Source organism: Burkholderia sp. 4M9327F10, assembly GCF_005503145.1.
GTDB lineage: Bacteria > Pseudomonadota > Gammaproteobacteria > Burkholderiales > Burkholderiaceae > Paraburkholderia.
Window position 1 is genome coordinate 375,475 of sequence record NZ_SCNV01000001.1, and the last position, 26,216, is coordinate 401,690.

Genomic DNA, 26,216 nt, shown 5'->3' on the forward strand with positions numbered 1-26,216 from the left:
GGCAAGCAACCTAAGCAGAATTTGGCCTCCCCGAATTCTCCTTAACGAATTTTCATCCTCGCTCCGCGCTTCGCATAATGGCCCCTTTTCACGCGCCAGCCGCCCGCTCCACCAGGGAGCGGGCGGCTGGCGCGGCGACGAAGGTTTTCGGCCATGCTGCTCCACACCCTCTATCTGATCGCGATCGTCGCTGAAGCCATGTCCGGCGCATTGATGGGCATGCGCCGCGGCATGGACCGCTTCGGCCTGTGCCTCGTCGGCACCGTCACCGCGCTGGGCGGCGGCACGGTGCGCGACGTCCTGCTCGGCCACTACCCCCTTGCGTGGATCTCGCATCCAGATTACGTTCTTATTACAATCACGGCTGCAGCGGCTGCCGCGGCCGGCGCCAAGTGGTTGCGCAACCTGCAAGGGCTGTTCGTGAGCGTCGATGCGATCGGCCTGATCGCGTTCACCATCATCGGCTGCGATATCGCCGTCACGCTCGGCGTGAGCCCCTTGATCGTAATGCTGGCGGGCGCGATCACTGGCGTGTGCGGCGGAATGCTGCGCGATCTCTTGTGCAACGAGATGCCATTGGTGCTGCGCCAGGATCTCTACGCCAGCATTGCCTTAGGGGCCGCGGCACTCTATCTGGGCCTGCAGCACACCGGCTTGGCGCAAGGGCCGGCCTCGCTAGTGGTGCTGGTCAGCGGCTTCACCGTGCGCATGCTGGCCGTGCGTTTTCGCTGGCAGCTCAAGGTCTTCACCGCCGCCGATACGGGCGGCGCACACTAACCCGGCGCACGCCCAGCGCGTGCGCCGCCGTACAAGGAGCACGCTCGGGCAGCGTCGAGCGGATGGATGGCCGGCCCAGCAGCATTGCCGGCTGCCGCCAGTTGCCGCAGGTCATCTCCGCTGCCCGTATCCGCATTCATGATCCAGAAGAAAAAATCGCAGCCGCACGACCCGTATGCGCCGGTCGCCAAAAACCCCGTGCTTGCATCGACTCTGCCGATGTGGCGCTCAAAATTCGTCATCCTGCTGGTGTTCGCGGCCTTCGGGTCGCTGGCGGCACGTGCCTTCTGGATCCAGGTAGTCAATCAGGATTTCTACGTCGGACAGGGCCAGAAGCGCTATCAGCGCACCATCGAACTCGATGCGACGCGCGGCCGGATCGTCGACCGCAACGGTTCGATGCTGGCGGTCAGCCTCGCGACGTATGAAATCTGGGCCACGCCCAAGCTGCTCGACGCGGTGAATTTCGCGCCGCTCGCTACCCTGCTTGAAGTGCCGCTCGCCGAGCTGCGCAGACGTCTCGCCGCCGACAAGGCGTTCGTGCTGCTCAAACGCCAGGTGGACGCAGACACCGCGAGCCGAATCGACAAGCTGGGGCTTGCCGGCATCACGCAGATCGCCGACTCGAAGCGCTTCTATCCCGAAGGCGAATCGGCCGCGCACGTGGTCGGCTTCACGGATATCCAGGATCAGGGCCAGGAAGGTGTCGAACTCGCCGCCAACCAGCAACTGAACGGCGAGGCCGGGCAACGCGAGGTGATCCGCGACCGGCTTGGCCGGGCGGTGTCGGACACGCGCCCGCTCGTGCCGGCGCATAACGGCGCGACGATCCGCCTGACGATCGACCGGCGCATCCAGCAACTGGCCTACGCGCAACTGAAGGCGGCGATTGCAAAGCACAGCGCGGAAGCCGGCAGCGTGGTGGTGCTGGACGCACGCAACGGCGAGATCCTCGCGCTGGCAAACTACCCGAGCTTCGATCCGAATGACCGCACCCGGCTAAGCGGCAAGCAACTGCGCAATCGCGCGGTGGTCGATACGTTCGAACCTGGGTCGACGATCAAACCGGTGGTGGTGGCGCTCTCCATGGACAAGGGCAAGGTCGGGCCGCAGAGCCTGATCGATACGTCGCCCGGCTGGTACAAGATCGGACCGGCGGTGATTCACGACACCTCGAATCATGGCGTGATGACCGTGGCGGAAGCCGTGCAGAAGTCGAGCAACATTGCGCTCGCCAAGCTCGCGCTGAACCTGCCCGCCGAGACCATCTGGAACAAGTACCAGGAATACGGGCTGGGCCGGCGGCCCGAGCTGACCTTTCCCGGTGCCGCGGCCGGCAAGGTGCGGCCGTTCAGGCGCTGGCGTCCCATCGAGCAGGCGACGATGGCTTACGGCTACGGCTTGTCGGCTTCGCTGCTGCAGCTCGCGCAGGTCTACACCGCCTACGCCGGCGACGGCACGCTGCATCCGGCCCGCCTGCTGCTGGCAGACCCGCTCGATCGCGAGATGGGTGGTGAGGCCGGTGAAACCGATGATGGGCCACTTGCGGCCGGCGCTGAACACGCAGTGACGACGCCCGCCACCGCGCGTGCCATCCGCGAGATGCTCGAAATGGCAACCGGGCCGGGCGGCACGGGACGAGCCGCCGCGGTTGAAGGCTACCGGGTGGGCGGCAAAACCGGCACGGCGCGCAAACAGATTGGCGCGACGTACGCGAAGAACCGCTACCGCGCGCTGTTCGTCGGCATGGCGCCGATGAGCAATCCGCGCCTGATCGTGGCCGTGATGATCGACGACCCGGCCGGGCGGGCATTCTACGGCGGCACGGTGGCCGGCCCGGTGTTCGGCGCGGTGACCGGTGGTGCGTTGCAGTTGCTGGGAGTGCCGCCGGACGCGTGAAGGTCAGGCGGCGATTCCCGGCGAGCGCGCCGGCCAGACAGGAGGCAGCGCTTTGCGCCGCGTCCACACCCTTGGCTCACGCTCACTCCATTCACTCGCCAGGCACGGCGACCGGAAGACGCATCCGGTACAACGAGACCGCCTGTATGGCGAGCGTGCAGAGAATCGCGCAACCATAAGCGTCAAACAGGCTCAGGCGCGTCAACGTCAGGCTGAGCACGTAGAAAAACGCGGCAAAGCCCGCAAGTCCGGCCGCCATACCGCGCATCAATTGCTGCGCCGCTGCGTGGCCGATCATGCGGTGAGCGAAAACCGCAAGGATGATTGCCATGAACGGGAAGGACGCCAACACACCGCTCGTTTTAGGCCCGACATAAGGCGCAATCAACGTCACACTGACTACAAGGCCGGCAATGAGCACCATGCGCGAGGGCAAGTCCCACCAGGGCGGATCGAGCCTGCCGGCTCTGGCGGCGTTCACGGGGATGAAGTTCAGCGCGAGCACGACGGCCAGAATGGCAATCAGAAACAGGCTGGTCTCCGGCAGCGCGCTCAATTGCAGAAGGCCGGCCACGATGGAAAACGTCGCGCAGGCGCCCGCCAGGGCCACGGGCCAGCCCACCCTCGCCAGTCTGCAATAGACAAAGCAAAAGGCGGCTTGCGCAGCCGTCGCGACAAGCGAGCCCGCCGTAGCCTGGGCCGCGAAGGCCGGTCCATGCTCCAGCGCCAGGAACACCGAGATGGGTCCCGAGGTGAGCGGCAGCCCCACCACAAACCCGCCAATCGCTTCGCCCCAACGGCGAACCGCGAGCGATGCAGCCAACAGCAACAGCGGCGTGACGACGAGTTTGAAAACAAGAAGATCCATGATTACCGAAACAACCTTGAGAGTGCCAACCTTTGAGGGACGCGCGGGGCGCCCCGCGGCTGCCTGCAAATATTGAGGGCGGCGATCCTGGCTGACAAACCATTTGTCGTCATATAATGCGTGAGTACAACTCACACGTATCGTCATTGTGTTCGACCGGCTTCCCCCTCTGCAAACGCTGCGCGCCTTCGAAGCAACCGGGCGGCTGTTGAGCATGACGCTGGCAGCGCAAGAGCTGCACGTCACCCACGGCGCAGTGAGCCGGCACATCAAGACGCTCGAAAATCACCTGGGCGTTGCGCTGTTTCAGCGCCTCACCCGGCGTATCGTCCTGACCGAAGCCGGCGCCGAATTTCTACTGGCTGTTACCCGCGCACTGGCGGAACTGACGAAGGAATCCGAACGCCTTCGGGCCCACGACACGGTGACGCGCCTGAAAATCAACGCCAGCGTTTCCTTCGCGAACAAGTGGCTCGCACCAAGACTGCATCGGCTGAAGGCCCTGCACCCGGAACTCGACGTCCACCTTGACGTGACCGACACGCATGTCGATCTGAACGACGGCGAAGCGGACGTAGCCATCCGTTACGGCAGCGGCCGTTATCCGCGCGTCCTCGCCGAACGGATTCTGGAAGAAACTGTGACTCCGGTTTGCAGTCCTGACTATCTGGCAAAAATGGGCGGATTGTCTTCCGTGGCGAGTCTTGCGAGTTGTACCCTGCTGCACGAGGACCGCATGCTGGCCAACTGGGAGCAGTGGTTTGCGCTAGCGGGTGTAAACAGCGATCGCAGTGGCCGCGGTCCGGCCTACAGTCATGGGAGCCTCGCCATCGAGGCGGCGATTCGCGGCGAAGGCGTGGCGCTGGGGCGCAGCGTGATCGTGGCGGACGACATTGCCGCCGGACGTCTGGTTGCGCCGTTTCCGCAGTTCTGTCTCAAGGCTGAGCGGGGGCATGACCTCGTCTATCGCATCGGAAGCCGCCACGACCCCAAGGTGTGCGCGTTGCGCGACTGGCTCGCTGACGAAATCCGGCTGTTTCTCGCGCAGGCGGACTCGTCCCCAGACGCCGCCCGGCACCCTGGCTTCGCTGTCGAAAGGAGTTAGCGCTTTAGCGCTTACTCCTGTCCCATGCAAGGCGGCCAACTCAACTCAAGGTTGAATCAATCCGCCCCTTCCTCCATCACTTCCACCCTGTTCCGTCCGTTATTCTTCGCGAGATACATCGCGCGATCCGCCGCCTCCATCAACGACTGCCCCAGTTCGGCCGCGTCCATCGCCCCGCCGACAATCGTACGGGCCGCGACGCCAATCGATACTGTCAACGCAATCCGCTCGCCGTTGTCGTCCTGCAGATTGAGCAGTTCGACCGCATGGCGCACGCGCTCGGCGGCGATCAGCGCATCGGAGCGGTCGCCTTGCAGCAGCGCGGCGAACTCCTCGCCGCCGTAGCGAGCCAGCGTGTCGCCGAGCCGCACCTGCTGCCGTACACACGCCGCCACCGCCGCGAGCGCCCGGTCGCCGGTGAGGTGGCCATAGGTGTCGTTGATACGCTTGAAACTGTCGACGTCGATAAAGAGGCACGCCACAGGCAGCGCGTAACGCGCCGCGCGCTGGATCTCCTCGCGCATCCGCTCGTCGAAATAGCGGCGATTGGCGAGGCCGGTCAGCGAATCGGTCATGCCGAGCTGCTTGAGCCGCTCGCGGTGCGCGACATTGTCGAGGCTCGCCGTCACGATACTGGCGAAGCGTTCGAGAATATCGGTCGCCATCCCCTCGCCGAAGCGAGCCGGGTCCTGGCTGCCGAGACACAGATAACCGGATGCCTTTTCGCCGGCCGTCAGCGGCAACACGATCGCGCTGGCCGGCACCGCGCCGTCGCCGAAAAACGTCACGCGCGACGCCTCGTCCATCCCGCTTACCCGGCCAAGCCAGGGCCGGCCCGCAGCGCATAGCCGCGAGGCCGCCAGGCCTCCTTCGCGGCTGGTTCTCAGGTTGTGCAGGTCGAGCGAGCGCAGCGCGCCCGGCTCGAGCAGATCGCGCAGCATCGGCGCGCGGTCGTCGAGCCACACGCTCACGCTTGCCAGCGCGAATTCCTGCGGCAAGTGGACAAACAGCGTATCGAGGAAAGAGGCGAAATCCTGGGCACCGATCAGGCGTAATTCCACATCCTGGAAGCGCCGCAGCGTGCGCTCGTTGTGCTGCACGGTATCGACAAGCGCGCGCAGGCGGTCGGAAAGTGGCGTTTGGGCGAGATTGGTCACGTTAGCAATGAGACAGCCCTAGGGCAAAACGGGGTCGGCGGCCCCAACCGCTTTAATAACGGCCATTTTTACGCAGTCTTGAGGGCCGGGTCGCGCCAGCGGCAGGGGCCGCCGCTGATGAAACGGTACAACCCGGTGCATTGACGCGTTCATTTAAAGCCGCTTTAAAACTATTCCGTTTTTGCAAAGCAAAACGCCATTAAGCAGTCGCCAGGCGAAATCATTTCAAGCAATTCGCATCGTTGTGAAACAAAAGTGACTTGAACAGCCGCCTGACTCAATGCAGCACACATAGGGGACCCACAGCCGCCAGCAGCGGCCCTCAGCCGTCTTCTTACAGTTTTATTTCTTTAAATAATACAAACGAAAGCTGACCGTCTCCATACATTCATACCCAAATGGTTCAATGCGGACGCTTCACATCACGTCCCCTAAAGGTCTGCACCCTTTCGCGCAGTGTGAGCGTGGCCAACGTCAGCGCTTAACGCAAAGCCGGTGCCAAAGACCCGAACAACGAAAAACCACCATCTTTGGGAGTCACGTTAAATGTTGCGTCGAGCCTTGATTGCAATCCCCAGCGCCGGGTTGGCGCTCGCTTTGTTTGCCTGCGGCGGCGGCAACAAAGTTTCGACAACGCCCCAGGACGCGCTGACAACCGCTACCCCGATCAAGCACCTGGTCGTGATCTATGGCGAAAACATCTCGTTCGACCACTACTTCGGCACCTATCCGAATGCCACCAACCCGAGTGGCGAGCCGGCTTTCAAGGCAGCGTCGGGCACGCCGACGGTCAACGGTCTCACGGGCACGCTGCTGACCGCGAACCCGAACTCGACCAACACGCTGAACGGCACGGGCGCAGCTAACCCGTTCCGCCTCGACCGCACGCAAGCCGCGACGGCCGACCAGAACCACGCTTATACGCCCGAGCAGCAAGCCTACGACAACGGCCTCGCCGACCTGTTCCCGAAGTACACGGGTAACGGCACGAGCGGCGGCGCCGGCGCATTCGGCACGACCGGCCAGGTGATGGGCTATTTCGACGGCAACACGGTGACGGCGCTGTGGAACTACGCGCAGAACTTCGCCATGAACGACAACGCCTACACGACGGACTACGGTCCTTCGACGCCGGGCGCGCTGGACGTAGTATCGGGTGAAACCAACGGCTTCCAGATCGTCAAGACGACCAAGCAACCCTCGACGCTGGCCAAGTCGTCGTACTACATCAACGACGGCCAGGGCGGCCTGACGCTGATCGGCGACGTCGATCCGGCCAACGACCTGTGCTCGAGCACGACCGACACGGGCATGCTGACGAGCAAGAACATTGGTGACCTGCTGAACGCACAGGGCATCACGTGGGGCGGCTTCATGGGCGGTTTCAACCTGACCGAAACCAACTCGAACGGCACCACGGGTTGCAAGCGCAGCACGCTTGCCACGGCAGTTGGCGCCGCCACGGCCGACTACGTTCCGCACCACAACTGGTTCCAGTACTACGCCTCGACGGCCAACCCGAACCACACGCGTCCGAGCTCGACAGCAGCGATCGGCTCGAGCCTGGAAACGGACGGCAAGACGGCAGAACCGGCTAACCACCAGTACGACACGGACGATTTCTTCGCCGCAGTTCAGGCCGGCAACTACCCGTCGGTGAGCTTCCTGAAGGCACCGGCAGCGCAAGACGGCCACGCCGGCTATTCGGACCCGCTCGACGAGCAGATGTTCGTGACGAAGGTCGTCAACTTCCTGCAGCAGCAGAAGGACTGGGCGAGCACCGCCGTGATCGTGACGTATGACGATTCGGACGGCTGGTACGACCATGCCTACACGACGCCGACGCACGCATCGTTTGACAGCCAGGCTGACCAGTTGAACGGCTCGGGTGTTTGCGGCACGGGCACGGCGCCGGCCGGCGTGAACGGCGGCGCAGCCAACGGCCGTTGCGGTCCGGGCACGCGCATTCCGATGGTGGTGATTTCGCCGTGGGCCCAGGTCAACTACGTCGATCACACGCTGGTCGACCAGACTTCGGTGGTTCGCTTCATCGAAGACAACTGGCTCAATGGCACGCGCCTCGGCGGCGGTTCGTTCGACTCGACCTCGGGCAGCATCATGGGCATGTTCAACTTCAGCGGCAGCGGTACGAATCCGACCCTGTACCTAGACGAGAACCTGGGCACGCCGGTCTCGACCCCGCCGGCTCTCTAAGCAGACTCAGCGGACCCCGCTCCAGGCGAGTTTCTCGCCCGCGGAGCGGGTAGTTGCGGTGCCGTGTTGCAGCCCTTGCGGGCGGCAACACGGTTTTCATTTTTCTGGTCGCCTCAGCGTAGTGAATCGAAACATGACCGAGCTTTCCACCTCGCCTCTGAAGACCCCTCCCCTCAGCGAAAAACCGGCCCGCCGCGGCACTCGCCTGCTCCTCTGGGGACTTGTCGGCATCGTTGTCGCAGCGATCGCCTTCAGCGCATTCGCCGTCGTTTTTCCCGAAAAGACGCCCGACTCAGTGGGCGAAATCGTCGAGAACCTGACCGGCGCGAATCCGCATCCGATCGTCCTGCAGCGCGCGCCCACCGCACCGCTCAGCGCCGTGGCACTGCTTGGCAAACAGCTCTTTTTCGATCCCGCGCTGTCGGCGTCCGGGCGCCAGTCGTGCGCCTCGTGCCATAGTCCCGATCATGCATACGGCCCGCCCAACGACCTCGCCGCGCAACTCGGCGGACCGCACCTGACGCTCCAGGGCTATCGCCCGCCGCCGTCGCTGATGTACCTGAACCGCCAGCCGAACTTCAGCATCGGCCCGGACAGCGGAGAAAACGACGACCCGGTCAGCGTCGCGCAGCTCGCCACGCAAAACGCCGGCGTGCAGAAAGCGCAAAAGACCGCCGGCGCCGCGCCCGCCGCCCCGCAAATGGTGCCGCAAGGCGGCATGTTCTGGGACGGACGCGCCGACACGCTGCAGCAACAGGCTTCCGGTCCGATGATGAACCCCGTCGAAATGGCCAACACGAGCATCGACGAAGTCGCGCAAAAGCTGCAAAAGGCGCCGTACCGCGACACCTTTACCCAGTTGTTCGGACCGAACATCTTCAAGGACTCGCGCCTCGCGGTTGCCGAAGCCATGTTCGCAATTGGCCGCTACGAGTTCGAAGACAATTCGTTCCATCCGTACACCAGCAAGTACGACTACTGGCTGGAGGGCAAGGCGCGCCTCACGCAGACCGAGCTACGCGGCCTGCGCCTGTTCAACGACCCGGACAAGGCCAATTGTGCCGGCTGCCACCTCTCGAAGCCGAGCCGCGACGGTTTTGCGCCGATGTTCACGGACTTCCAGTACGAAGCGCTCGCTGTACCGCGCAATCCGGCGCTACAGCAGAACAAGGACCCGCATTTCTTCGACATTGGCATCTGCGGTCCTTTCCGTACCGACCTGACCGATCAGAAGCAATACTGCAGCATGTTCCTCACGCCGACGCTGCGTAATTCGGCCACCCGCAAGGTGTTCTTCCACAACGGCGTGTATCACACGCTCGACCAGGTCATGACGTTCTACAACGTCCGCAATACCGATCCGGCGAAGATCTATCCGCGCGGCCCCGACGGCAAGATCCAGGTTTTCGACGACATTCCGCCGCAATATAAGGCCAACGTCGATTTCACCGACGCCCCGTTCGATCGCAAGTTCGGCGACAAGCCGGCCATGACCGATCAGGAAATGCGCGACATCATCGCGTTTCTGCAAACGCTTAACGACGGCTACGACGTCAATCGTTAACTTCTGTACGGACCACGCCTTTCCGGCGTGGTTTTAAGTCTGGCTTAATTCTTCCCTGCAACTATGGCGCTCAACATCCCCTGTTGAGCCGCCTGAGTATCGGCGGCGTTTTTTTAACCGAGGGGTGCCGCCGGCGCATCGCACGATGCAGCGCCTTCCTGCGAGGGAACCACACACCATGGTTGAAGATACGGTATTCGAACATCTGCGGGCCATGCCCGAGCACGATTGGGTGCGCCAGATTCAATCCTGCACGGTCTCCGACCCGCTGCAGCCTCCGTGGGGACGCTCATACCGGCTGGTCGAATGGACGATGAAGCACACGCCCGATTCATGCCGCCGCGTCGTCCCCGCCGAAAGCACGCCGCTTGAAATCGCTCAGGCTGTGGTTTCGCATGTTCCGGGGCGCCGCTTCTGCCAGCACGGCGAGAGCTGACTCGATCGTCATGGCGTCACGGTTCTGCAAAATTTCCGGCTTTTCATATACTGCAGGCAGGATGTGCGCCGTGTTTGCTTCGCCGTAGACTGCGGCGCATGCCTGCCCCCACATCATCCTGGGAGTGCTCGCGTGGCCGCCAAAGCGAAGTCGAAATCAGCAGAAACCAAGTCCCGCCGCAAATCGTCCACTACTTCAGCCAGCACCGAGTCGCTGGCCGATTCCGCCGTCACCTCGAGCAGTTCGTCGGCGCTCGCCCCTCGCGAGCTGCAGCAGCCCGTCTTCTCGCAACCGGAACCCACGGCCGATCCGACCGTCTTTCGCGTCCGTCACCCTTCCGACAAAGACGTCTACAAGGAAATCGACAAGCTCAACGCGGAGCACAAGCTGTTTCCCTTGCCGTTTCCGCCCCCGCGCGGCGGGACTGAACCGCAACTGACACTCACCGAGGTGCTGGGCGGCAACAAGGACGCGGTGAAGCAGATCGAGAAGCGCGGCCAGATGGTGTTTCATTCAACCGGCGATTGCGGCAACACCAAGGGACCGGCCACGCAAAACGAGGTGGCCGACAAGATGACGGCGGACTTCGTCGAAGCGGACCCCAAGGAAGTGCCGCAGTTCATGCTGATGCTGGGCGACGTGGTCTACGACTTCGGCGAAGGCAAGTACTACTACGATCAGTTCTACGAACCCTACCGCGACTACCCGGCGCCGATTCTCGCGTGCGCGGGCAATCACGACGGCATGATCTCTCCCGAAGCGCATGCAACGAGTCTCGCGGCCTATCTGCGCAACTTTTGCGCTGAGGGCTTTGTGGTCACGCCCGATGCCGGTGGCCTTTCGCGCACCGCGCAAATTCAGCCCGGCGTGTTCTTCACCTTCGAAGCGCCGTTCGTGCGCGTGCTGGTGCTCTACAGCAATACGCTCGAAGACCCAGGCGTGATCGCCGACAACAAGCACGTTGGCGAATCCCAGCTCGCTTTTCTCGAGGCGGCGCTCAAACGCGTCAAGGCTGAGAAGTATCGGGGTGCGCTGCTGATTGCCGACCATCACCCGCCCTACACCGTGTCCCGTCACGGCTGGAGCGTCAAACTGCTGGCGCAGATCGATAGCATCTGCGAAAAGACCGGTGTCTGGCCGCATGCGTTCCTGTCGGGGCACGCGCACAACTATCAGCGCTTTACGCGCACCCGTGGCGCCGACGGCACACAGATTCCGTACGTGGTGTGCGGCAACGGCGGCCACGGTCTGGCGAAACTCACCAGACACGGCGAAACCGCACTGCGCGTGCCGCAGGTGATACAGAAGGCCGGCAAAAGCACCGACGAAGTGGTGCTGGAGAACTACGACGACGTCAATTTCGGCTACCTGCGGATCATCGTCAACGAGGCGCAACTGCGCATCGAGTATCACTCGGCAAGCGACGGCGTGAACGCCAAAGCGCCCAACGACTATGTGACGGTCGATCTGCACAGCCGCATGATCGGCCATTTCACCGCCACAGATCTTGGCCGTCCCAAGGCGGGAGCGGAACTCAGGGCGCTCATGAAAAAGCAGAAGGCCTAGCGCGCTCGCCGTGCGACTTCGTCCTTGTAGAGAGCCTGTTCCTCCGACAGCGCCTCGGCGACGCTCGCACGCGCCAGCAACCGCCTGAAGTAAGCACTAACCGCCGGCCATTCCGCCAGACCCACGCCGGTAAAGGACGCCCAGTTGAGCACGGCCAGCAGATAGGCATCTGCTACGCTGAAACGGTCGAGCAAATAGTCGTTGACGGCGAGGTGCTTCTGCAAGATGCCGAGCCGCAGCGCGGCCTTATCCCGCGCATAACGCTTGACCTCCTCCGGCGCGCGGCGATCGAGCAACGGAACGAACACCGCCTTATGCAGTTCCGTGCCGATAAAACCCAGCCACTGCTGCAGCCTGGCGCGCTGCAACGTGCCGGCCGGCGGAGCCAGTTGCGCCGCAGGAAAGCGATCGGCGACGTAAGGCAGAATCGCCGTGTTCTCGCTCAGCAGCCAGCCCTCCTCCGTACGCAGCACGGGCACCTGTCCAAGCGGGTTGATCGGATAAAAATCGGAGCCGTCGCGCAACTGCTTCAGCGTGGTGTCGACCTGGATATATTCGACGTGCGCGCCCGCCTCGTACAAGGCGATGCGAGTGCCGAGCGAACACGCCAGCGGGGCAAAGTAGAGGCTCAGCATCGCGCGGCTCCCAGCGGCGCGCTCGCGACAAGACGCGGCATCAGCGCCGGATTGGCGTTGTCGAGGCAGGTAGCGGCAATCGACACGTATTCGCCGCCCGTTGCATCCATCACGCCGCGCCCGAAGGTAGCGGCCCCACAGATCCGGCAGAACAGATGGTGGCCGCCGCCCGTGCCGAACTGGTAGTCGCCGAGTTCGGATTCGCCGGCCAGCAGGCGAAAGTCCTCCGGCTTGACCAGCGTCTCCGAGACGCGCTGCCGCGCGCAGATCCAGCAATTGCAGCGGCGCCGGCCGCCGTTCGCGCTGTTCAGGTCGATATCCGCCTCGAATCGTACTTTGCCGCAATGGCAACTGCCCTGGTAAGTCTTCTTCATGGCTAAATCTCCGCAACCGCTGATGGGAAAGGCTTTCACGTCATGTTGAGGGTCATTCTAGGGAGGGGCTACTGCCAGCGTGCTGTCAGTAGGAAAGCGGCTCGCGCTCCGGCCGGTTGCGCCCTGCAAGGGCGTATGCTCCAATCAGTCCACTTCGTGCTTCACATGCGTGGTAGGAATGTCAACTCCACTCGTCCGCCTTCCCTCGCTGGACCTGATTCGCGGCTTTGTCGCGGTTGGCCGGCGCATGAGCATTACGCTCGCCGCGCAGGATCTGTGCGTGACCCAGTCGGCCGTCAGCCGCCAGATCCATGCGCTCGAAGAGCGGCTCGGCGTCAGGCTGCTGGTGCGCGGCCATCGCGCCATCGCCTTCACCGCCGAGGGCGAACGGCTCTTTCGTAGCGCGGACGGGGCGGTGCAACAGATGCAGGACGTGCTCGCCGAAATCACCGCAAGCGGGGTGCCACGCCCCGTCACCTTGAGCGCCAGCATCGGCTTTACGGGGCTGTGGCTGCTGCCGCGGCTCAGCCGCTTTCAGCAGCTTCATCCCGGCGTGGATGTGCGGGTCAGCGCCAACAACGGCCTTGTCGACTTGCGTCGCGACGGCATCGATCTGGCGATTCGCTACACCTCGCCTTCGCTTGCGCCCGCCGGGGCACTGCGGCTGTTCGGCGAATCGGTTGCGCCAGTGGCGCATCCCTCGCTTGGCATCAAAACGCTGCGCTCGGGGCGTGCCATCGCCCAACACGCCCTGCTGGAGTTCGACGATGCTCACCATCATTGGCTGCAGTGGCACGACTGGCTGGCCGCGCACGGATTGCAGCGGGCGCGGCCGCAAGGCATGCTGCACTTCAACCAGTACGACCAGGTGATCCAGGCGGCACTCGCGGGCCACGGCATTGCGCTCGGCCGGCTCGAACTGATTCAGCCCCTGCTCGAAACGCAACAGTTGATCCAGCTTGCGCCCGCACTGCAAGCGAGCGATACGGCCCATGCGTACTGGCTGATTCATGCGGACGGCGAGGCGCGCGACGAAGTGCGCCAGGTCGCGGCATGGATCGAAGCCGAGGCGCAGGCGGGCGGCGCTTAGTCCGCCGGGCGGGCGGCGAACGCCAGCGCTTCGTCCAGCCGGTCATTGCCCCAGAACATCTCCGCGCCGACAAAGAACGTCGGTGCGCCGAACACGCCTTGGGCTCGCGCCTGCGCAGTCTGCTCGCGCAATTTCAGCTTGTTGTCATCGCCCAGTGCGTCCGCGATGAGCTGTTGCGCGGGCAAGCCGAGCTGCGTCAGCACCTCGCTCACGGCCTGCGGCGAATCGATGTCGCGGTCCTGCGAGAAGTTCAGCAGCATCACCGCGCGGCAGAATGCGCCGATCCAGGGTTCGTCGGCGCCGCGCAGCGCCACTCGCAACGGCAGCAGGGCACGCCGCGGAAAGACCGTCGGCTTGCGCCACGGCAGCGCATATTTTCTGCACTGCCGCTCCATGTCCTTCCAGACATACTCGCCCTTCTCTTTCTGCAGCACGAACGGCGACGTTTCATAGCCCAGCGCCTGAAACACCGGCGCCAGCAGGAAGGGCCGCCAGCACACCGTCACCCGATGCATGGCCGCTTGCGCCTCGATGCGCATCACGCTCAGATAGCTATAGTTGCTGCCGAAGTCGAACCAGAAATCGATGGCACGCTGAGTCTGATCGGGTACCGGTGCAGTCATGGGGCAGGCTCCTTCATTCATACACGACCAGACAGCGCAATTCGATACTCTCGCGGCGCGGCGCATCCACCGGCCGCTGCGGATGATCAAAAGCCGCATGCAGTGTGAAGCGCGCCACGCCGCTCAACTGCGCGTCGTACTGCTTGAACACCAGCGCCTCATGCCGGTCCATCGCAGAGAAATAGGCCCAGCGGTGCAGCGGCGAATGACGTGCCACGTAGATTTCGCCGGTGCGGCGCGGGTAGAGCACGTCGCTGCATACCAGATCGGCCGCCAGCACGCTGCGCGCATCGCAGACGGCAAGCGGCGTATCCAGCACCGGCGCTTTGATCGAACGCCAGATGTTGACGATACTGTAACGCCGCACCTTCGCAGCCAACGCAGTGTCGGTCAGAACACGGCCCAGGCGGCTGCGCCCGGAGGCTTCCGTGTAGTCGTTATGGATGCGCCCGTTGGCCGCCGCGACGCCATCCTCGCCGCGGCGCCCGAAGCTCAGCGCCGCGCCTTGCGGTTCGCGCCGCCGCACCAGATGGTCGAACACGTATGCACGTTGAGCGCCGGTCACGGCGAGTGCGAGCTCGGCCGCTTCGGGGTAGTAGATCTCGCGGACCGCGCCTTCGTCGAAGAAATCCTTGACGGCGCTCGGCGCGTCCCGAAGTTCGAAACCCTCACGGTCGATCGAAGTGCCTTGCGGCAGCCCGCGTGCATCGGTAATCGGCATGTCGTGCGGGTCATAGGCGCAGTTTTCGCGCGGCACGCCAGGCGGTGGGTCGTAGGCGTAGCTGACCGGCCGTTCATGCGTGGCGGCGAGGTAGCTCAGGCTTGCGACGATCACAGGGCGTTCAGGGCATTCAGGGCGATCGCCGGGGCCAGACGGCACGGGCGAGCCCGCGGCGGCGCTGCGCAGATGAGAAGGTGTTTCGACAAAGGAATCCATGGACGCTCCAGATAAAGGGCCGTCCGCGCCGGCGCTAGCAGGGAAGCTGCGCCTGTCGAACTGCCTGTCTCGTCATTGAAGCGAATCCATGCGCATGTCTCAAACGACATTTCGGTGCAGCTCGCATGAGTCGATGGAATGCGATGGTGAATTTTTCTTCGCCTACTAATGCCACACAACGCCTATAATTTGCAATTGTTGACAGTCATCCGACGCGCGTCGGCCTATGATCGCTTCATCAGTTCACTACGGATATGGATACCACCATGGCTTACCCATATGACCTTTTGACCGCAGCCGGCCTGTTAATCGTCGTCGTATCTTCGTCGATCCTGCTGGCGCTGCGCTAACTGCCCTCCTGCGCCGCGCTCCATCCCCCCACCTTGTGGCACCGCGTTCACGCGGATTCGCCAGATCAGCGACAATGGATTGGCTGACATGCCGTCCACACAGACTCCCGAGCCGCGCAAGCCCCCCTTCTCGCGCTTGCAGCAACTCGACACGCGCCTTACGTAACCACACGGCGCAGGCGGCTCCTCGCAGCACGCGGCGAGGATGAACCGGAGCGGTCCGGCACGCTATTAGCAACGCTCAGCAACCGTCACCCATGTGCTCTTCGCGGCGCGGCATGCCGCCCGGCACATGCATCCTCTTTTGCCCTTGCAAAACGAACAGGAGTTTCCAAAATGATGAATCGAGACAAGCCCGTCTGGCTGATCACTGGCTGTTCCACCGGCTTCGGCCGCGAACTGGCGAAACTCGTGCTGGAACGCGGCTGGCGCGCGGTGGTGACCGCACGGGATGCATCGAAAGTGGCGGACATCGCCGAGGGTCACGGCGAGCGCGCACTCGTTGTGCCGCTCGATGTCACGAAGCGCGACCAGATCGACGCCGCCGTCGCTCGCGCCACCGAGCATTTCGGTCGCGTTGACGTGCTCGTCAATAACGCCGGCTACGGCTACCTGGCCGCCATTGAGGAAGGGGAAGACGCTGCCGTGCGCGAGATGTTCGAGGCCAACGTGTTCGGCCTCGTCGACATGACCAAAGCCGTGCTGCCGGTCATGCGCAAGCAGCGCAGCGGCCTGATCGTCAACGTATCGTCGATTGGCGGCCTCACCAGCTTTGCCGCGACCGGCTATTACCACGGCACCAAGTACGCGGTGGAAGGCATTTCCGAGTCGCTGGCGGTCGAAGTCAAGCCGCTCGGCATCGGTGTGCTGATCGTCGAGCCCGGCCCGTTCCGCACCAACTGGGCAGGTCCGTCGATCAAGCAATCGGCGACCCGGATCGACGACTACGCCGCCACCGCGGGCGAACGCCGCAAGCAGACCGCTGCGCGTAGCGGCAACCAGGCGGGCGACCCCGTGCGCGCGGCGCAGGCGATCATCGACGCCGCGCTGTCGGACACGCCGCCACTGCGCCTTCTGCTCGGCAAGGCCGCATTGGAACTGGCGCGCAAGAAGCTCGATTTCCTGCGCAACGATTTCGACGCGTGGGAAGCGACCACCGTGGGCGCGGATTTCCCCGAAGGCACGAGCAAGCAGACCGCGCCGCTGTGACCGCGTGAGTTCAGATCAACCCGAGCGTCGACGCTTTCAGCGTAGCGGCGGCCCGGGTTGAGCAGTCGAGCTTGCGAAACACGCTTTCCACGTGCGTGCGCACGGTGCTTGGACTCATCTGCAGCACGCGGGCAACTTCCTTGTTGCTCGCGCCGAGACTGATATGCCGCAAGACTTCGGCCTCCCGCGGCGATAGCAGCGAGGCGCGCGCGGGCCGGGCGCGATCGGCGGCGCCCGCTTCGCGGCCGTCCGCCTCTCCCGACAACACCGCACGCACGGACTCGGCATCGAAACGCCCTTTGCTCACCTCGTCGCGCAGCACGTCGGCCGCTGCCTCGGCGGACATCGCCTCTCGCCAGGGCCGCGGCGAACGCAGCGCCACCCAGCATGCTGCCGCAGCCAGTACGCGGGCTTCGGCCCCAAGCGCTGCGCCTGCCACACCACGGAAATAGCCACTGCCGTCGAGCCGCTCATACGCTTGTGATGCAAGCTCGGTCTCGCGGGCAAAGGCATCGATCTGCTTGCCGGCGCGCGCAGTCCAGTAAGGCACGAGGCGCACCTTTTCCCACGCGGCAGGTGACAGGCGTCCGGGCGTGTCCCAGATCGCATTCGACACCGCCATGCGTCCCATGCCGTGCAGCAGGCCAGCCAGATAGGTCCGGCGCCGGGTCTCCCCGTCGAAGCCGAGCTGAATGCAGCCTCCTGCCGCCGCCTCGGCGACGCGCCGCGAGTAACCGGCCATCCACGGCAGCTTCAGATCGATCACGTCCGCGACGATCTCGGGCGCCGTGCCTGGTTGCAGCGGCAGCGCGTCCAGCGGCTCGTCGCGGCCCTCCGCGCTCTCCTGCTCCAGTTCGCTCAACCAGCCGCCGCCGTGCGCGCAGACGAGGCGCGCCAGGGCGTCCGGATAGTGGCGCCCGGCCTTCTGCCCGATCAGCTTTTGCGCGGCCTCGAAACCGTAGACGCGGCTGAGAATCTCCAGATCGCTCGCGAGCGCGACCACGAACACCGCTTCGGGCACCTGCGCGCCGCCGAGCCGCTCGGGAAATCCCGCGCCGTCCCAGCTTTCGAAGATGTGCCGCAGCGACGCCTGGGTGACATCGTCGAGACCCAGCATGCGGGCGATTTCCCCCGACACTTCGCAGTGAATCTGCACAAGCGGCTGGATGGCCGCCTCGAGGCGCCCCTGCGCTTCGGCTTCGCCGCCCCAGCCGGGCCGCATGGCAAGCATCGCCGCGCGGCTGCCGATGTCGTCGCCGAGCCAGTCGGCAAAACCCGCTGCATTAGCCGTGCAACCGGACCAGCGCAGCAGCGACACTTCCCGCACCACCCGGCATTGCGCGTCGTCACGGCCGCCTTCGGCGGCGAGCCGCGCCGCCAGCCAGCTGGTGCGCAGCGAGTGGTCCGTCGGCTGACCCATGCTGAGGTCGCCAATAAAGGCCAGCGCCTTCACGGCATCCAGCACACCGATTGTTGAAGCATCTGCCATAGGTATCGCCCTGTTTCCGTTGAACCCGCGCGCCGTCGCGCGTCGCGGGATTACGCCAGCGCCTCGGTCATTTGACCGATACAGGCGCGCGCGGGATCAGCGCATCCTTCAGTCCGCGGTCTGACTGCGCAGTCAGACCGATTTCCCAACGAGGACCGATATTATGAATACCCTGTTCAAAAAGTGCCTGGCCGCCACGCTGATGTTCGGCAGCCTTCTGTCCATCAGCGCGCTGACGCCTGCCGCCGCCGCTCCCGCCGACGATCTGAAGGGCAAGAATGTCGTGCTGGTGCACGGCGCGTTTGCCGACGGCTCGAGCTGGGACAAGGTGATTCCGCTCTTGCAGGCAAAGGGCCTGCACGTCGTGGCGGTACAGAATCCGCTCAGTTCGCTCGACGGCGACGTGGCCGCCACGCGCCGCGCCATCGAGCAGCAGGACGGCCCGGTGATCCTGGTCGGCCACTCGTGGGCCGGCGCGGTGATCACGCAGGCGGGCAACGACGACAAGGTCAAGGCGCTCGTCTATGTGGCGGCGTTCGCGCCGCAGAAGGACCAGTCGATCAACGACATCCTGAAGGGCAAACCGGCGCCGGTGTGGGCGCCCGCGCTGCAAAAGGACTCCGCCGGCTATCTGACGCTCTCGACCGACGCGATCATCCACGACTTCGCGCAGGACCTGCCGGTTGCACAGGCCCGTCTCGTCGCCGCGACGCAAGGCCCGTGGTTTGCCGGCTGCACCGACGACAAGGTGACGCAACCGGCCTGGCAAAGCAAGCCGTCGTGGTTCGTGCTGACGCAGAAGGACCGCATGATCCCGCCGGAACTGCAGGCTGCGATGGCCGCGCAGATTGGCGCGACCGTGGTCAAGGTGGATGCGAGCCACGTGGCGATGCTGTCGAAGCCGGCTGATGTGGCGGCGGCGATCATCGACGCGGCGCGCACGGTCAAGTAGCTAGCCGCCCGCCGGCACCGCACGCCGCCCGGTCGAGCCGCGTATCACCAGTTCGCCGGGCAGCACCAGCGTGCGGGTCGACATGGACGGATCGGCCAGCCGCTGCATCAATAGCTGCATCGCGTTCTTGCCGATCTCGTAGACGGGCTGCGCAATCACAGTCACGCCCGGCGAGACGAGCTCCGTCCACGCGTCGTTGTCGAAACCGGCCAGCGCGACTTCAGAAGGCGTGGCGCTGGCCGCCCACTTTGCCCTCATCGCCCGATAAGCGCCGAGCAGCAGCAAGCCGTTGCTCGCCACAATCGCATCGGGCCGCACGCCGGGCTCGCCCGCCAGCCACGCGCCGACATGCAGCAGCGCGCTTTCCGGATTCGGCTCGACGAACTCGGCCTGCGCCGGCAGATCATGCCGGCGCAGCGCCTCCATGAAACCTTCGTGCCGCTCACGGCCTGTGGTACTGGCATTGCCGAACAGGCCGGCAATGCGCCGGTAGCCGCGTTCGACCAGATGCTCGACGAGGCGCGCCGAGGCGTCGCGATTGTCGAGCACCACCGCGTCCGCGCTGCCTGCCGGCCCGGCGCGGTCGATCATCACCACCGGAAAGTCATAGGCCTGGGCCTTGAAGCGCTGCGCGGCGTCGTGGGTCGGCGAGTAGATCACGCCGGTCACGCGCTCCTCCTCCATCAGCCGCAGATACATGGCCTCCTTCTCGGGATTCTCGTCCGTGTTGCAGAGGATCACGCGCAAGCCCTGCTGATACGCGGCATCTTCCACCGCGCGGCTGACCTCGGTAAAGAACGGGTTGCGCACATCCGAGACGATCAGGCCAATGGTCGCGGTGTCCCCCGAACGCAACCGGCGCGCCGCCGCGTTGGGCCGGTAGCCCAATTGCTCGATGGCGCTCAGCACGCGTTGCCGCACCGCGTCGCGCACCGGGCCGTTATTCGACAGCACACGCGAAACCGTGGTGACCGACACCCCTGCCGCCTGGGCAACATCCTTGATTCGTAGATTCATGAAAGTGGTATCGATTCCTTATACCGATCGGTATTTTCCCTGGATTCTATTTTTATCTGAACTACGGCCGTCCCACGCCCAACACTTGAGGCGCGGCCCTCCCAGACCATTCTACCTGGCTTTGCGCCGATCTCATTGATTTTCGCCAGGGGAGCGAAAGCTTGACTCTCAATGTGGTATCGATTCCAATACGAACACTTTAACGATTCGATCCAGGAGACGCGATGCCGTCGCTGCTTACCGCAGAGTTGGTCCGACTCAACGCCCGCGCCAGCTCGAAACACGACGCGATTGTCCAGGCGGGCGAGTTGCTGGCCGCTGCGGGTTTTATCGAGCCTGGCTATCTCGAGAGCCTGCACGGCCGCGAGAAAGTCTCGAACACCTACCTCGGCAACGGCGTCGCCATTCCGCACGGCATGCAGGAAGACCGTCACCTGATCCGTCGCACGGGCGTGGCGGTGTTGCAATTGCCCGAGGGTGTCGAGTGGCACGACGGCGAGCGCGCCAAGCTGGTGGTGGCCATTGCCGCACAGTCCGACGAGCACATCGCGCTGCTGCAACGTCTGACGCGCCTGATCGGCGATCCGCAGCAACTGCACACACTGGTCGAAGCACGCGAGCCGCAGATTCTGGTCGACGCATTGAACGGCACGGCCGAAGCGCATGTCAGCGTTGTCCGCTCCACGCCGGCCGACTTCGAGCAGCGCGTCGAACTGGTGCTCGACTACCCGCACGGTTTGCACGCCCGGCCCGCGAGCGCCTGGGTCGCGACCTCGAAGCGCTATCAGGCTGCCTTGCGGGTGCGTAACGGCGATGTTGCCGCCGATCCGAAGAACCTCGTCAGCCTGCTGCAACTCGGCGCGACCGCGCATGCGAAACTCGTGCTGTCCGCGCAGGGCGTCGACGCGGTGGATGCCCTCGCGGCCCTGAAGCGGACCATCGAAGCGCTCTCAGCCGAAGAGCATGAGCGCGCCGCAGCGGCCCGCGCCCGCCGCCAGAAGGCACAACCGGTACTGTGGACGCCGCTCGATCCCGCCGATGTCTTCGAAGGCGTCAGCGCCGGCCCCGGTTTCTCGATTGGCCCGGTGCGCGTGCTGCGCGCCACACAACTGGAAATCGAGGACCGTCCCGGCAACACCGTCGAAGCCACTCATCGGCTCGACGACGCGCTGCGCAACACCGCGAACGAACTCGAAGCGCTCGCCCGCGAAACCTCGGCGCGTCTCGGTGCGGCAGAGGGCGAAATCTTCGCCGCGCACCGCGAACTGCTGAACGACACCGAACTGCTGGGCCACGCCGCGCGCCTGCTGCTCGACGGCCACGGCGTGGCCTGGTCGTGGCATCAGGCGGCCGAGCAACAGGCTGCCCGCCTCGCGGCCCTGCCCGATCCGCTGCTGGCCTCGCGCGCCACCGACTTGCGCGACGTCGCGCGGCGCGTGCTGAAACATCTTGGCGAAGACGTCGCCGCACCGGCGCGCCTCGACACGCCCGCCATCCTGATTGCCGAAGACCTCACGCCGTCCGACACCGCGATGCTCGACCCGGCCGTGACCCTCGGCTTTTGCACGGTGTCCGGCGGCCCGACCTCGCATACCGCGATTCTCGCCCGCACGCTCGGCGTGCCGGCCGCCGTCGCCTGCGGCGCGGGGTTGATGCAGATTGCCGACGGCAGTGAAGCGGTGCTCGACGGCACTTCGGGGCGTCTGTATGTCGGCGTGTCGCCCAACGACCGCGAGCGCGCACGGCAGACGCAATTGCAACTCGCCGGGCAGGCCGAGCGCGCCGCCGCCAATCGCGCACTACCCGCCGCGACGCTCGACGGCCACGTGCTGGAGATCGGCGCGAACATCACGCGTCCGGAGCAGGTGCGCGACGCGATTGCCAACGGCGCGGACGGCGTCGGCCTGATGCGCACCGAGTTCCTGTTCCTCGAACGTCACGACGCGCCGAGCGAAGACGAACAGTACGATACCTACCGCCGCATGATCGAAGCCAGCGGCGGGCGTCAGTTGATCATCCGCACGCTCGATATCGGTGGCGACAAGCAGGTGCCGTATCTGAACCTGCCGCACGAATCGAATCCATTTCTCGGCGTGCGCGGTGTGCGTCTGTGCCTGCGCCGCCCCGACCTGTTCATCCCGCAGCTGCGAGCGCTCTATCGCGCCGCGAAGGAAGGTCCGCTGTGGATCATGTTCCCGATGGTCTCGACGCTCGACGAAGCCCGCCAGGCGATCGCGCTCGCGGAAACCGTGCGCGCCGAACTCGACGCGCCCAAGGTGCCGCTCGGCATCATGGTCGAAACGCCGTCGGCCGCCGCGTTCGCGGATCACTTCGCGGCGCTGGTCGACTTCTTCTCGATCGGCACCAACGACCTGACGCAATACGTGCTGGCCGTAGACCGCGAACATCCGGAGCTCGCGCGCATGGCTGAGAGCCTGCACCCGGCCGTGCTGCGCATGATCAAGCAGACCGTCGACGGCGCGCGGCGCCATCGAAAGTGGGTCGGCGTATGCGGGGGTCTCGCGGGCGATCCGCTCGGCGCGTCGATTCTCGCGGGTCTCGGCGTCGATGAACTGTCGATGAGCGCCCGCGATATCCCCGCCGTGAAAACGCGGCTGCGCGGCGCACGACTCGATGCGCTGCAGGCGCTGGCCCGGCGCGCGCTCGATTGCGAAGACGTCGAGGCCGTGCGCGCGCTCGACAACGCAGAGATCAAGGCCGCCGCATGAACACCGTTGTGACTGTCACGCCGAATCCGGCGCTCGATCAAACCGTGTGCGTCGAAAACCTCGCCCTCGGCGAAGTGAATCTCGCCGCCTCGCTCGAATTCAATGCGGGCGGCAAAGGCGTCAACGTGGCCGGGTGCCTCGCCGACTACGGCATCGAGACTATCGCCACGGGCCTGCTCGGCTCGGACGATGCGACCGCCTTCGATGCGATGTTCGCCGAGAAAAACATCGTGGACCGTTTCGTGCGCATCGCCGGCCGGCCGCGCATCAACGTGAAGCTGGTGGATAGTGCACGCCACGAAACCACCGACATCAATGTGGCCACCTCACTCGCCACCTCGTTGCCGACCACGGCCGACGTCGAAGCGCTGGAGCAGCGCATTGCCGAGCTGGCCGTAGCGGGCCGCTGGTTCGTGCTGGCGGGCAGCCTGCCGCCGGGCGTTGAGGCGTCCTTTTACCGGCGCGTGACGCGGGCCTTGCATGCGGCCGGTGCGCGTGTCGCGCTGGACACGAGCGGCGCGCCGCTCGCCGATGCGCTCGCCGCCACCGACGCCGAGGAACTGCCTGACCTGATCAAGCCGAACCGGGCCGAACTGGAAGCGGCGCTCGGCCGCACCTTCGCGGACGAAGACGCGCTGGTCCAGGCGGCCTGCGAACTGGTGAAGCGCGGCATTGAGTACGTCGTGGTGTCGCTCGGCGAGCGCGGCGCACTGGGCCTCACGCGCGCCGCGAACGTCTCAGGCGCGTCGAATGCATCCCCCGCCGCCGACGGCGCGGCCGACAGCGCGGCCAGATACGCAGGCTGGCACGCCGCGCCGCTGCGCGTGCCCGTCGCCAGCACCGTCGGCGCCGGCGACGCACTTGTGGCAGGACTGATCGCGAGCCTCGTCGAAGCGCGCCCGTGGCACGAACTCGGCCAGCGCGCCACCGCCTTCGCCGCCGGCAAGCTCGCGCGCGTCGGCCCGCATCTGCCGGACCACCCGACCCTCGACGCCCTCGCCGCGCGGGTCCAGGTGGCCAGCTTCAACGTTGCCGCAGATGCGCGGCACGTCACCCCACACCAAGCCGTACCAACCTGAGAGAGCCATGGACAAGCTGATTGGACTGGTGTCGTCCCCACAACAGAGCGCAACGCCGGCCGTCGCGGCGCAAGCGCTGAACCGCGCCGCACAGAAACGCGGCGCCACCCTCGCCGTCGAAACGCGTAGCGCGCTCGGCGTGCAGGATCCACTCACGGTCGCACAGATCGCCACGGCGCACAGTGTGCTGATTGCCGCCGACGCCGGTGCCGAGGTCGACGAAACGCCCTTCGCGGGCAAGACCATTCACCGCGTGTCGCTCGACGATGCGATCCGTGAGGCCGACGCGGTGCTGGCGCGCGTGGCAAGCCTTGCTGCAGTCAATGCAAGCGCAGCGCCGCAAGCGGCAACCTCCACGGCGAACGCAGCCCCGCGCACGCTAAAGATAGTGGCGATCACCTCGTGTCCTACCGGCATCGCCCACACCTTCATGGCCGCTGAGGGCCTCGCGCAAGGTGCGAAGTCGCTCGGCCACGAGATTCATGTGGAAACGCAAGGCTCGGTCGGCGCACAAAACCGCTTGAGCGACGAGCAGATCGCTGCCGCCGACCTCGTGGTGATCGCCGCCGATACCCAGGTCGACAAGAGCCGCTTTCGCGGCAAGCGCCTCTATGAAACCGGCACCAAAGGCGCTATCGGCAAAGGCGCGGCGCTGATCGAACGGGCCATCGCCGAAGCGCAGATCGAAGGCGGCGCGGGCGGCGTGCAGTCCGCGCCGCAGCAATCCGGCGCGGCCGCGGGTACGGCCCTGGCCGATCAGGTCGCGGCGGCCAAGAAGCAGCGTTCGGCGAAGTCGTCCGGCCCATACCGGCATCTGATGACCGGCGTCTCGTTCATGCTGCCGTTCGTCGTCGCGGGTGGCCTCCTGATCGCCATTTCGTTTGCGCTCGGCGGCATCTATGCCTTCGACGACGCGCACAAAGGCACGCTCGCATGGGCGCTGTTCCAGATCGGTGCGAAGTCGGCCTTTGCGCTGATCGTGCCGGTGTTGTCCGGGTACATCGCATACTCGATTGCCGACCGGCCCGGCATCACGCCCGGCATGGTGGGCGGCATGCTCGCCGCGAGCCTGGGCGCGGGCTTTCTCGGCGGCATCATCTCGGGTTTCCTCGCGGGTTATACCGCACTCCTCATTAGCCGCAAGCTGAAACTGCACCGCAACCTCGAAGGCCTGAAACCGGTCCTGATCATTCCGCTAATGTCGACGCTGGTGGTCGGCCTGTTGATGATCTATGTGGTGGGCACTCCGGTGGCCAGCGCACTGCATGGCCTCGAGAACTGGCTGCGTTCGATGCAGACCGGCAGCGCCGTTACGCTCGGCCTGCTGCTCGGCGCGATGATGGCCTTCGACATGGGCGGTCCGGTCAACAAGGCGGCCTATGCATTCAGCACCGGCCTGATCGCAAGCCAGGTCTATACGCCGATGGCGGCGGCAATGGCAGCAGGGATGACGCCGCCGCTCGGCATCGCGCTCGCCACGTGGATCTTCCGCAACCGCTTTGTGCTGGATGAACGCGAAGCGGGCAATGCAGCAGCCGTACTCGGCATGGCATTCATTACCGAAGGCGCGATTCCGTTTGCAGCCCGCGACCCGATGCGGATCATTCCGGCGTGCGTGGCAGGCTCGGCGATTACGGGCGCGATTTCGATGGCCGCAGGCGTGGAACTGAAGGTGCCTCACGGCGGTATTTTCGTGTTGCCCATTCCGAATGCTGTCACGCATCTTGGCATGTACGTCGTGGCGATCGCGGTTGGAACGCTCGTCACCGCGGTGGCGGTCGGCTTGCTGAAACGCCCGCTCAGCGCGGGCGCCGCCGTTGCCTCGGCCTGAGCGCAGGTTGCCCCTCGGCCCCGAACGTTCAACTCTGCGCAGCGGCACGGTCGTCATGACACACGAGCACAGCGAGACGTATAGAGGCTACCGGATACGGGTAGAAGGCGTCCCGGGAGACGGCCACGGCCTGAAGATTCGCCGCACGCTCGCACGGCAACTGGGCGATCATCATGCCGCCCGTTACGAGCACGAAGCGCCCGGCGTGCACCCGGCAGACGCGCTTGACGACGCCTTTGCTGACGCGATCCGCGACGCACGTGAAGCGGTAGACCGCCTGCTCGGCGGCTGGCATTCTGCGTACGCTTAGGTAAA

Annotated in this window: 22 protein-coding genes; 14 read left to right on the forward strand and 8 right to left on the reverse strand. The window is 65.0% G+C overall.

Annotated elements, in window-relative coordinates:
* Positions 1–153: 153 nt before the first annotated feature.
* Positions 154–777, forward strand: a complete 624-nt coding sequence (locus FFS45_RS01665) for a trimeric intracellular cation channel family protein (protein ID WP_137952926.1) — start codon at positions 154–156, stop codon at positions 775–777.
* A 138-nt stretch (positions 778–915) separates the two neighbouring features.
* A complete protein-coding gene (locus tag FFS45_RS01670; RefSeq protein WP_137952927.1) occupies positions 916–2,676 on the forward strand; it encodes a penicillin-binding protein 2 in 1,761 nt (586 codons plus the stop codon).
* A gap of 91 nt (positions 2,677–2,767) precedes the next feature.
* On the opposite strand, the gene FFS45_RS01675 is transcribed toward FFS45_RS01670, so the two are convergent.
* Complete coding sequence (locus FFS45_RS01675; RefSeq protein ID WP_137952928.1) at positions 2,768–3,544, reverse strand: hypothetical protein; 777 nt, start codon at positions 3,542–3,544, stop codon at positions 2,768–2,770.
* A gap of 148 nt (positions 3,545–3,692) precedes the next feature.
* On the opposite strand from FFS45_RS01675, the gene gcvA reads away from it, so the two are divergent.
* Complete coding sequence (gene gcvA / locus FFS45_RS01680; protein WP_137952929.1) at positions 3,693–4,649, forward strand: transcriptional regulator GcvA; 957 nt, start codon at positions 3,693–3,695, stop codon at positions 4,647–4,649.
* Positions 4,650–4,705: 56 nt separating this feature from the next.
* Here gcvA and FFS45_RS01685 read toward each other — a convergent pair whose 3' ends face one another.
* On the reverse strand, positions 4,706–5,806 hold the full coding sequence (locus FFS45_RS01685) for a DUF484 family protein (RefSeq protein WP_137952930.1): 1,101 nt from the start codon (positions 5,804–5,806) through the stop codon (positions 4,706–4,708).
* 546 nt (positions 5,807–6,352) lie between these two features.
* On the opposite strand from FFS45_RS01685, the gene FFS45_RS01690 reads away from it, so the two are divergent.
* The 4 genes from FFS45_RS01690 to FFS45_RS01705 all read left to right on the forward strand — a co-directional run bounded on the left by FFS45_RS01690 (position 6,353) and on the right by FFS45_RS01705 (position 11,586).
* Positions 6,353–8,020 carry an alkaline phosphatase family protein gene (locus FFS45_RS01690; protein ID WP_137952931.1) on the forward strand — a complete coding sequence of 556 codons (1,668 nt, stop codon included), beginning with the start codon at positions 6,353–6,355 and terminating at the stop codon, positions 8,018–8,020.
* A 133-nt stretch (positions 8,021–8,153) separates the two neighbouring features.
* Positions 8,154–9,584, forward strand: coding sequence for a cytochrome c peroxidase (locus FFS45_RS01695; protein WP_137952932.1), 1,431 nt, complete (start codon positions 8,154–8,156; stop codon positions 9,582–9,584).
* Positions 9,585–9,762: 178 nt separating this feature from the next.
* The gene (locus FFS45_RS01700; protein WP_137952933.1) at positions 9,763–10,020 is read left to right on the forward strand and encodes a DUF2866 domain-containing protein; all 258 of its coding nucleotides are present in this window, start codon (positions 9,763–9,765) and stop codon (positions 10,018–10,020) included.
* A gap of 132 nt (positions 10,021–10,152) precedes the next feature.
* Complete coding sequence (locus tag FFS45_RS01705) at positions 10,153–11,586, forward strand: metallophosphoesterase (protein ID WP_249362532.1); 1,434 nt, start codon at positions 10,153–10,155, stop codon at positions 11,584–11,586.
* On the opposite strand, the gene FFS45_RS01710 is transcribed toward FFS45_RS01705, so the two are convergent.
* Positions 11,583–12,221 carry a glutathione binding-like protein gene (locus tag FFS45_RS01710; RefSeq protein WP_249362534.1) on the reverse strand — a complete coding sequence of 213 codons (639 nt, stop codon included), beginning with the start codon at positions 12,219–12,221 and terminating at the stop codon, positions 11,583–11,585. The genes FFS45_RS01705 and FFS45_RS01710 overlap by 4 nt on opposite strands.
* A complete protein-coding gene (locus FFS45_RS01715) occupies positions 12,215–12,595 on the reverse strand; it encodes a GFA family protein (RefSeq protein ID WP_137952934.1) in 381 nt (126 codons plus the stop codon). Before FFS45_RS01715 ends, FFS45_RS01710 begins: the two co-directional genes overlap by 7 nt.
* Before the next feature lie 178 nt (positions 12,596–12,773).
* On the opposite strand from FFS45_RS01715, the gene FFS45_RS01720 reads away from it, so the two are divergent.
* Positions 12,774–13,685 (forward strand): LysR substrate-binding domain-containing protein, encoded by a 912-nt coding sequence (locus tag FFS45_RS01720; RefSeq protein ID WP_137952935.1) that lies wholly within the window; start codon positions 12,774–12,776, stop codon positions 13,683–13,685.
* Here the strand turns inward: FFS45_RS01720 and FFS45_RS01725 are convergent.
* Both FFS45_RS01725 and FFS45_RS01730 read right to left on the reverse strand, forming a co-directional pair.
* Complete coding sequence (locus FFS45_RS01725; RefSeq protein WP_249362535.1) at positions 13,682–14,308, reverse strand: 2-hydroxychromene-2-carboxylate isomerase; 627 nt, start codon at positions 14,306–14,308, stop codon at positions 13,682–13,684. The two genes, FFS45_RS01720 and FFS45_RS01725, sit on opposite strands and share 4 nt — an antisense overlap.
* 13 nt (positions 14,309–14,321) lie before the next feature.
* A complete protein-coding gene (locus FFS45_RS01730; RefSeq protein WP_249362536.1) occupies positions 14,322–15,245 on the reverse strand; it encodes a CmcJ/NvfI family oxidoreductase in 924 nt (307 codons plus the stop codon).
* 686 nt (positions 15,246–15,931) lie between these two features.
* Between FFS45_RS01730 and FFS45_RS01735 the strand changes: the two genes are divergently transcribed.
* Positions 15,932–16,804, forward strand: coding sequence for an oxidoreductase (locus FFS45_RS01735; protein ID WP_137952937.1), 873 nt, complete (start codon positions 15,932–15,934; stop codon positions 16,802–16,804).
* Positions 16,805–16,814: 10 nt separating this feature from the next.
* Here FFS45_RS01735 and FFS45_RS01740 read toward each other — a convergent pair whose 3' ends face one another.
* Positions 16,815–18,293: an HD domain-containing phosphohydrolase gene (locus FFS45_RS01740; RefSeq protein WP_137952938.1), complete on the reverse strand. Its 1,479-nt coding sequence runs from the start codon at positions 18,291–18,293 to the stop codon at positions 16,815–16,817.
* A gap of 163 nt (positions 18,294–18,456) precedes the next feature.
* Between FFS45_RS01740 and FFS45_RS01745 the strand changes: the two genes are divergently transcribed.
* The gene (locus FFS45_RS01745) at positions 18,457–19,245 is read left to right on the forward strand and encodes an alpha/beta hydrolase (RefSeq protein ID WP_137952939.1); all 789 of its coding nucleotides are present in this window, start codon (positions 18,457–18,459) and stop codon (positions 19,243–19,245) included.
* Here FFS45_RS01745 and FFS45_RS01750 read toward each other — a convergent pair whose 3' ends face one another.
* On the reverse strand, positions 19,246–20,262 hold the full coding sequence (locus tag FFS45_RS01750; RefSeq protein WP_137952940.1) for a LacI family DNA-binding transcriptional regulator: 1,017 nt from the start codon (positions 20,260–20,262) through the stop codon (positions 19,246–19,248).
* Between the two features lie 224 nt (positions 20,263–20,486).
* On the opposite strand from FFS45_RS01750, the gene ptsP reads away from it, so the two are divergent.
* From ptsP to FFS45_RS01770, 4 genes are read left to right on the forward strand one after another with little or no spacing between them, the layout of a single operon-like run.
* Positions 20,487–22,991, forward strand: a complete 2,505-nt coding sequence (gene ptsP, locus FFS45_RS01755; RefSeq protein ID WP_137952941.1) for a phosphoenolpyruvate--protein phosphotransferase — start codon at positions 20,487–20,489, stop codon at positions 22,989–22,991.
* Entirely contained in the window at positions 22,988–24,070 is a 1,083-nt protein-coding gene (locus FFS45_RS01760) for a 1-phosphofructokinase family hexose kinase (protein WP_137952942.1), read from the forward strand. Before ptsP ends, FFS45_RS01760 begins: the two co-directional genes overlap by 4 nt.
* Before the next feature lie 7 nt (positions 24,071–24,077).
* Positions 24,078–25,901, forward strand: a complete 1,824-nt coding sequence (locus tag FFS45_RS01765) for a PTS fructose-like transporter subunit IIB (protein WP_137952943.1) — start codon at positions 24,078–24,080, stop codon at positions 25,899–25,901.
* Positions 25,902–25,956: 55 nt separating this feature from the next.
* Positions 25,957–26,211: a DNA-binding protein gene (locus FFS45_RS01770; protein WP_137952944.1), complete on the forward strand. Its 255-nt coding sequence runs from the start codon at positions 25,957–25,959 to the stop codon at positions 26,209–26,211.
* The last annotated feature ends 5 nt before the right edge of the window (positions 26,212–26,216 follow it).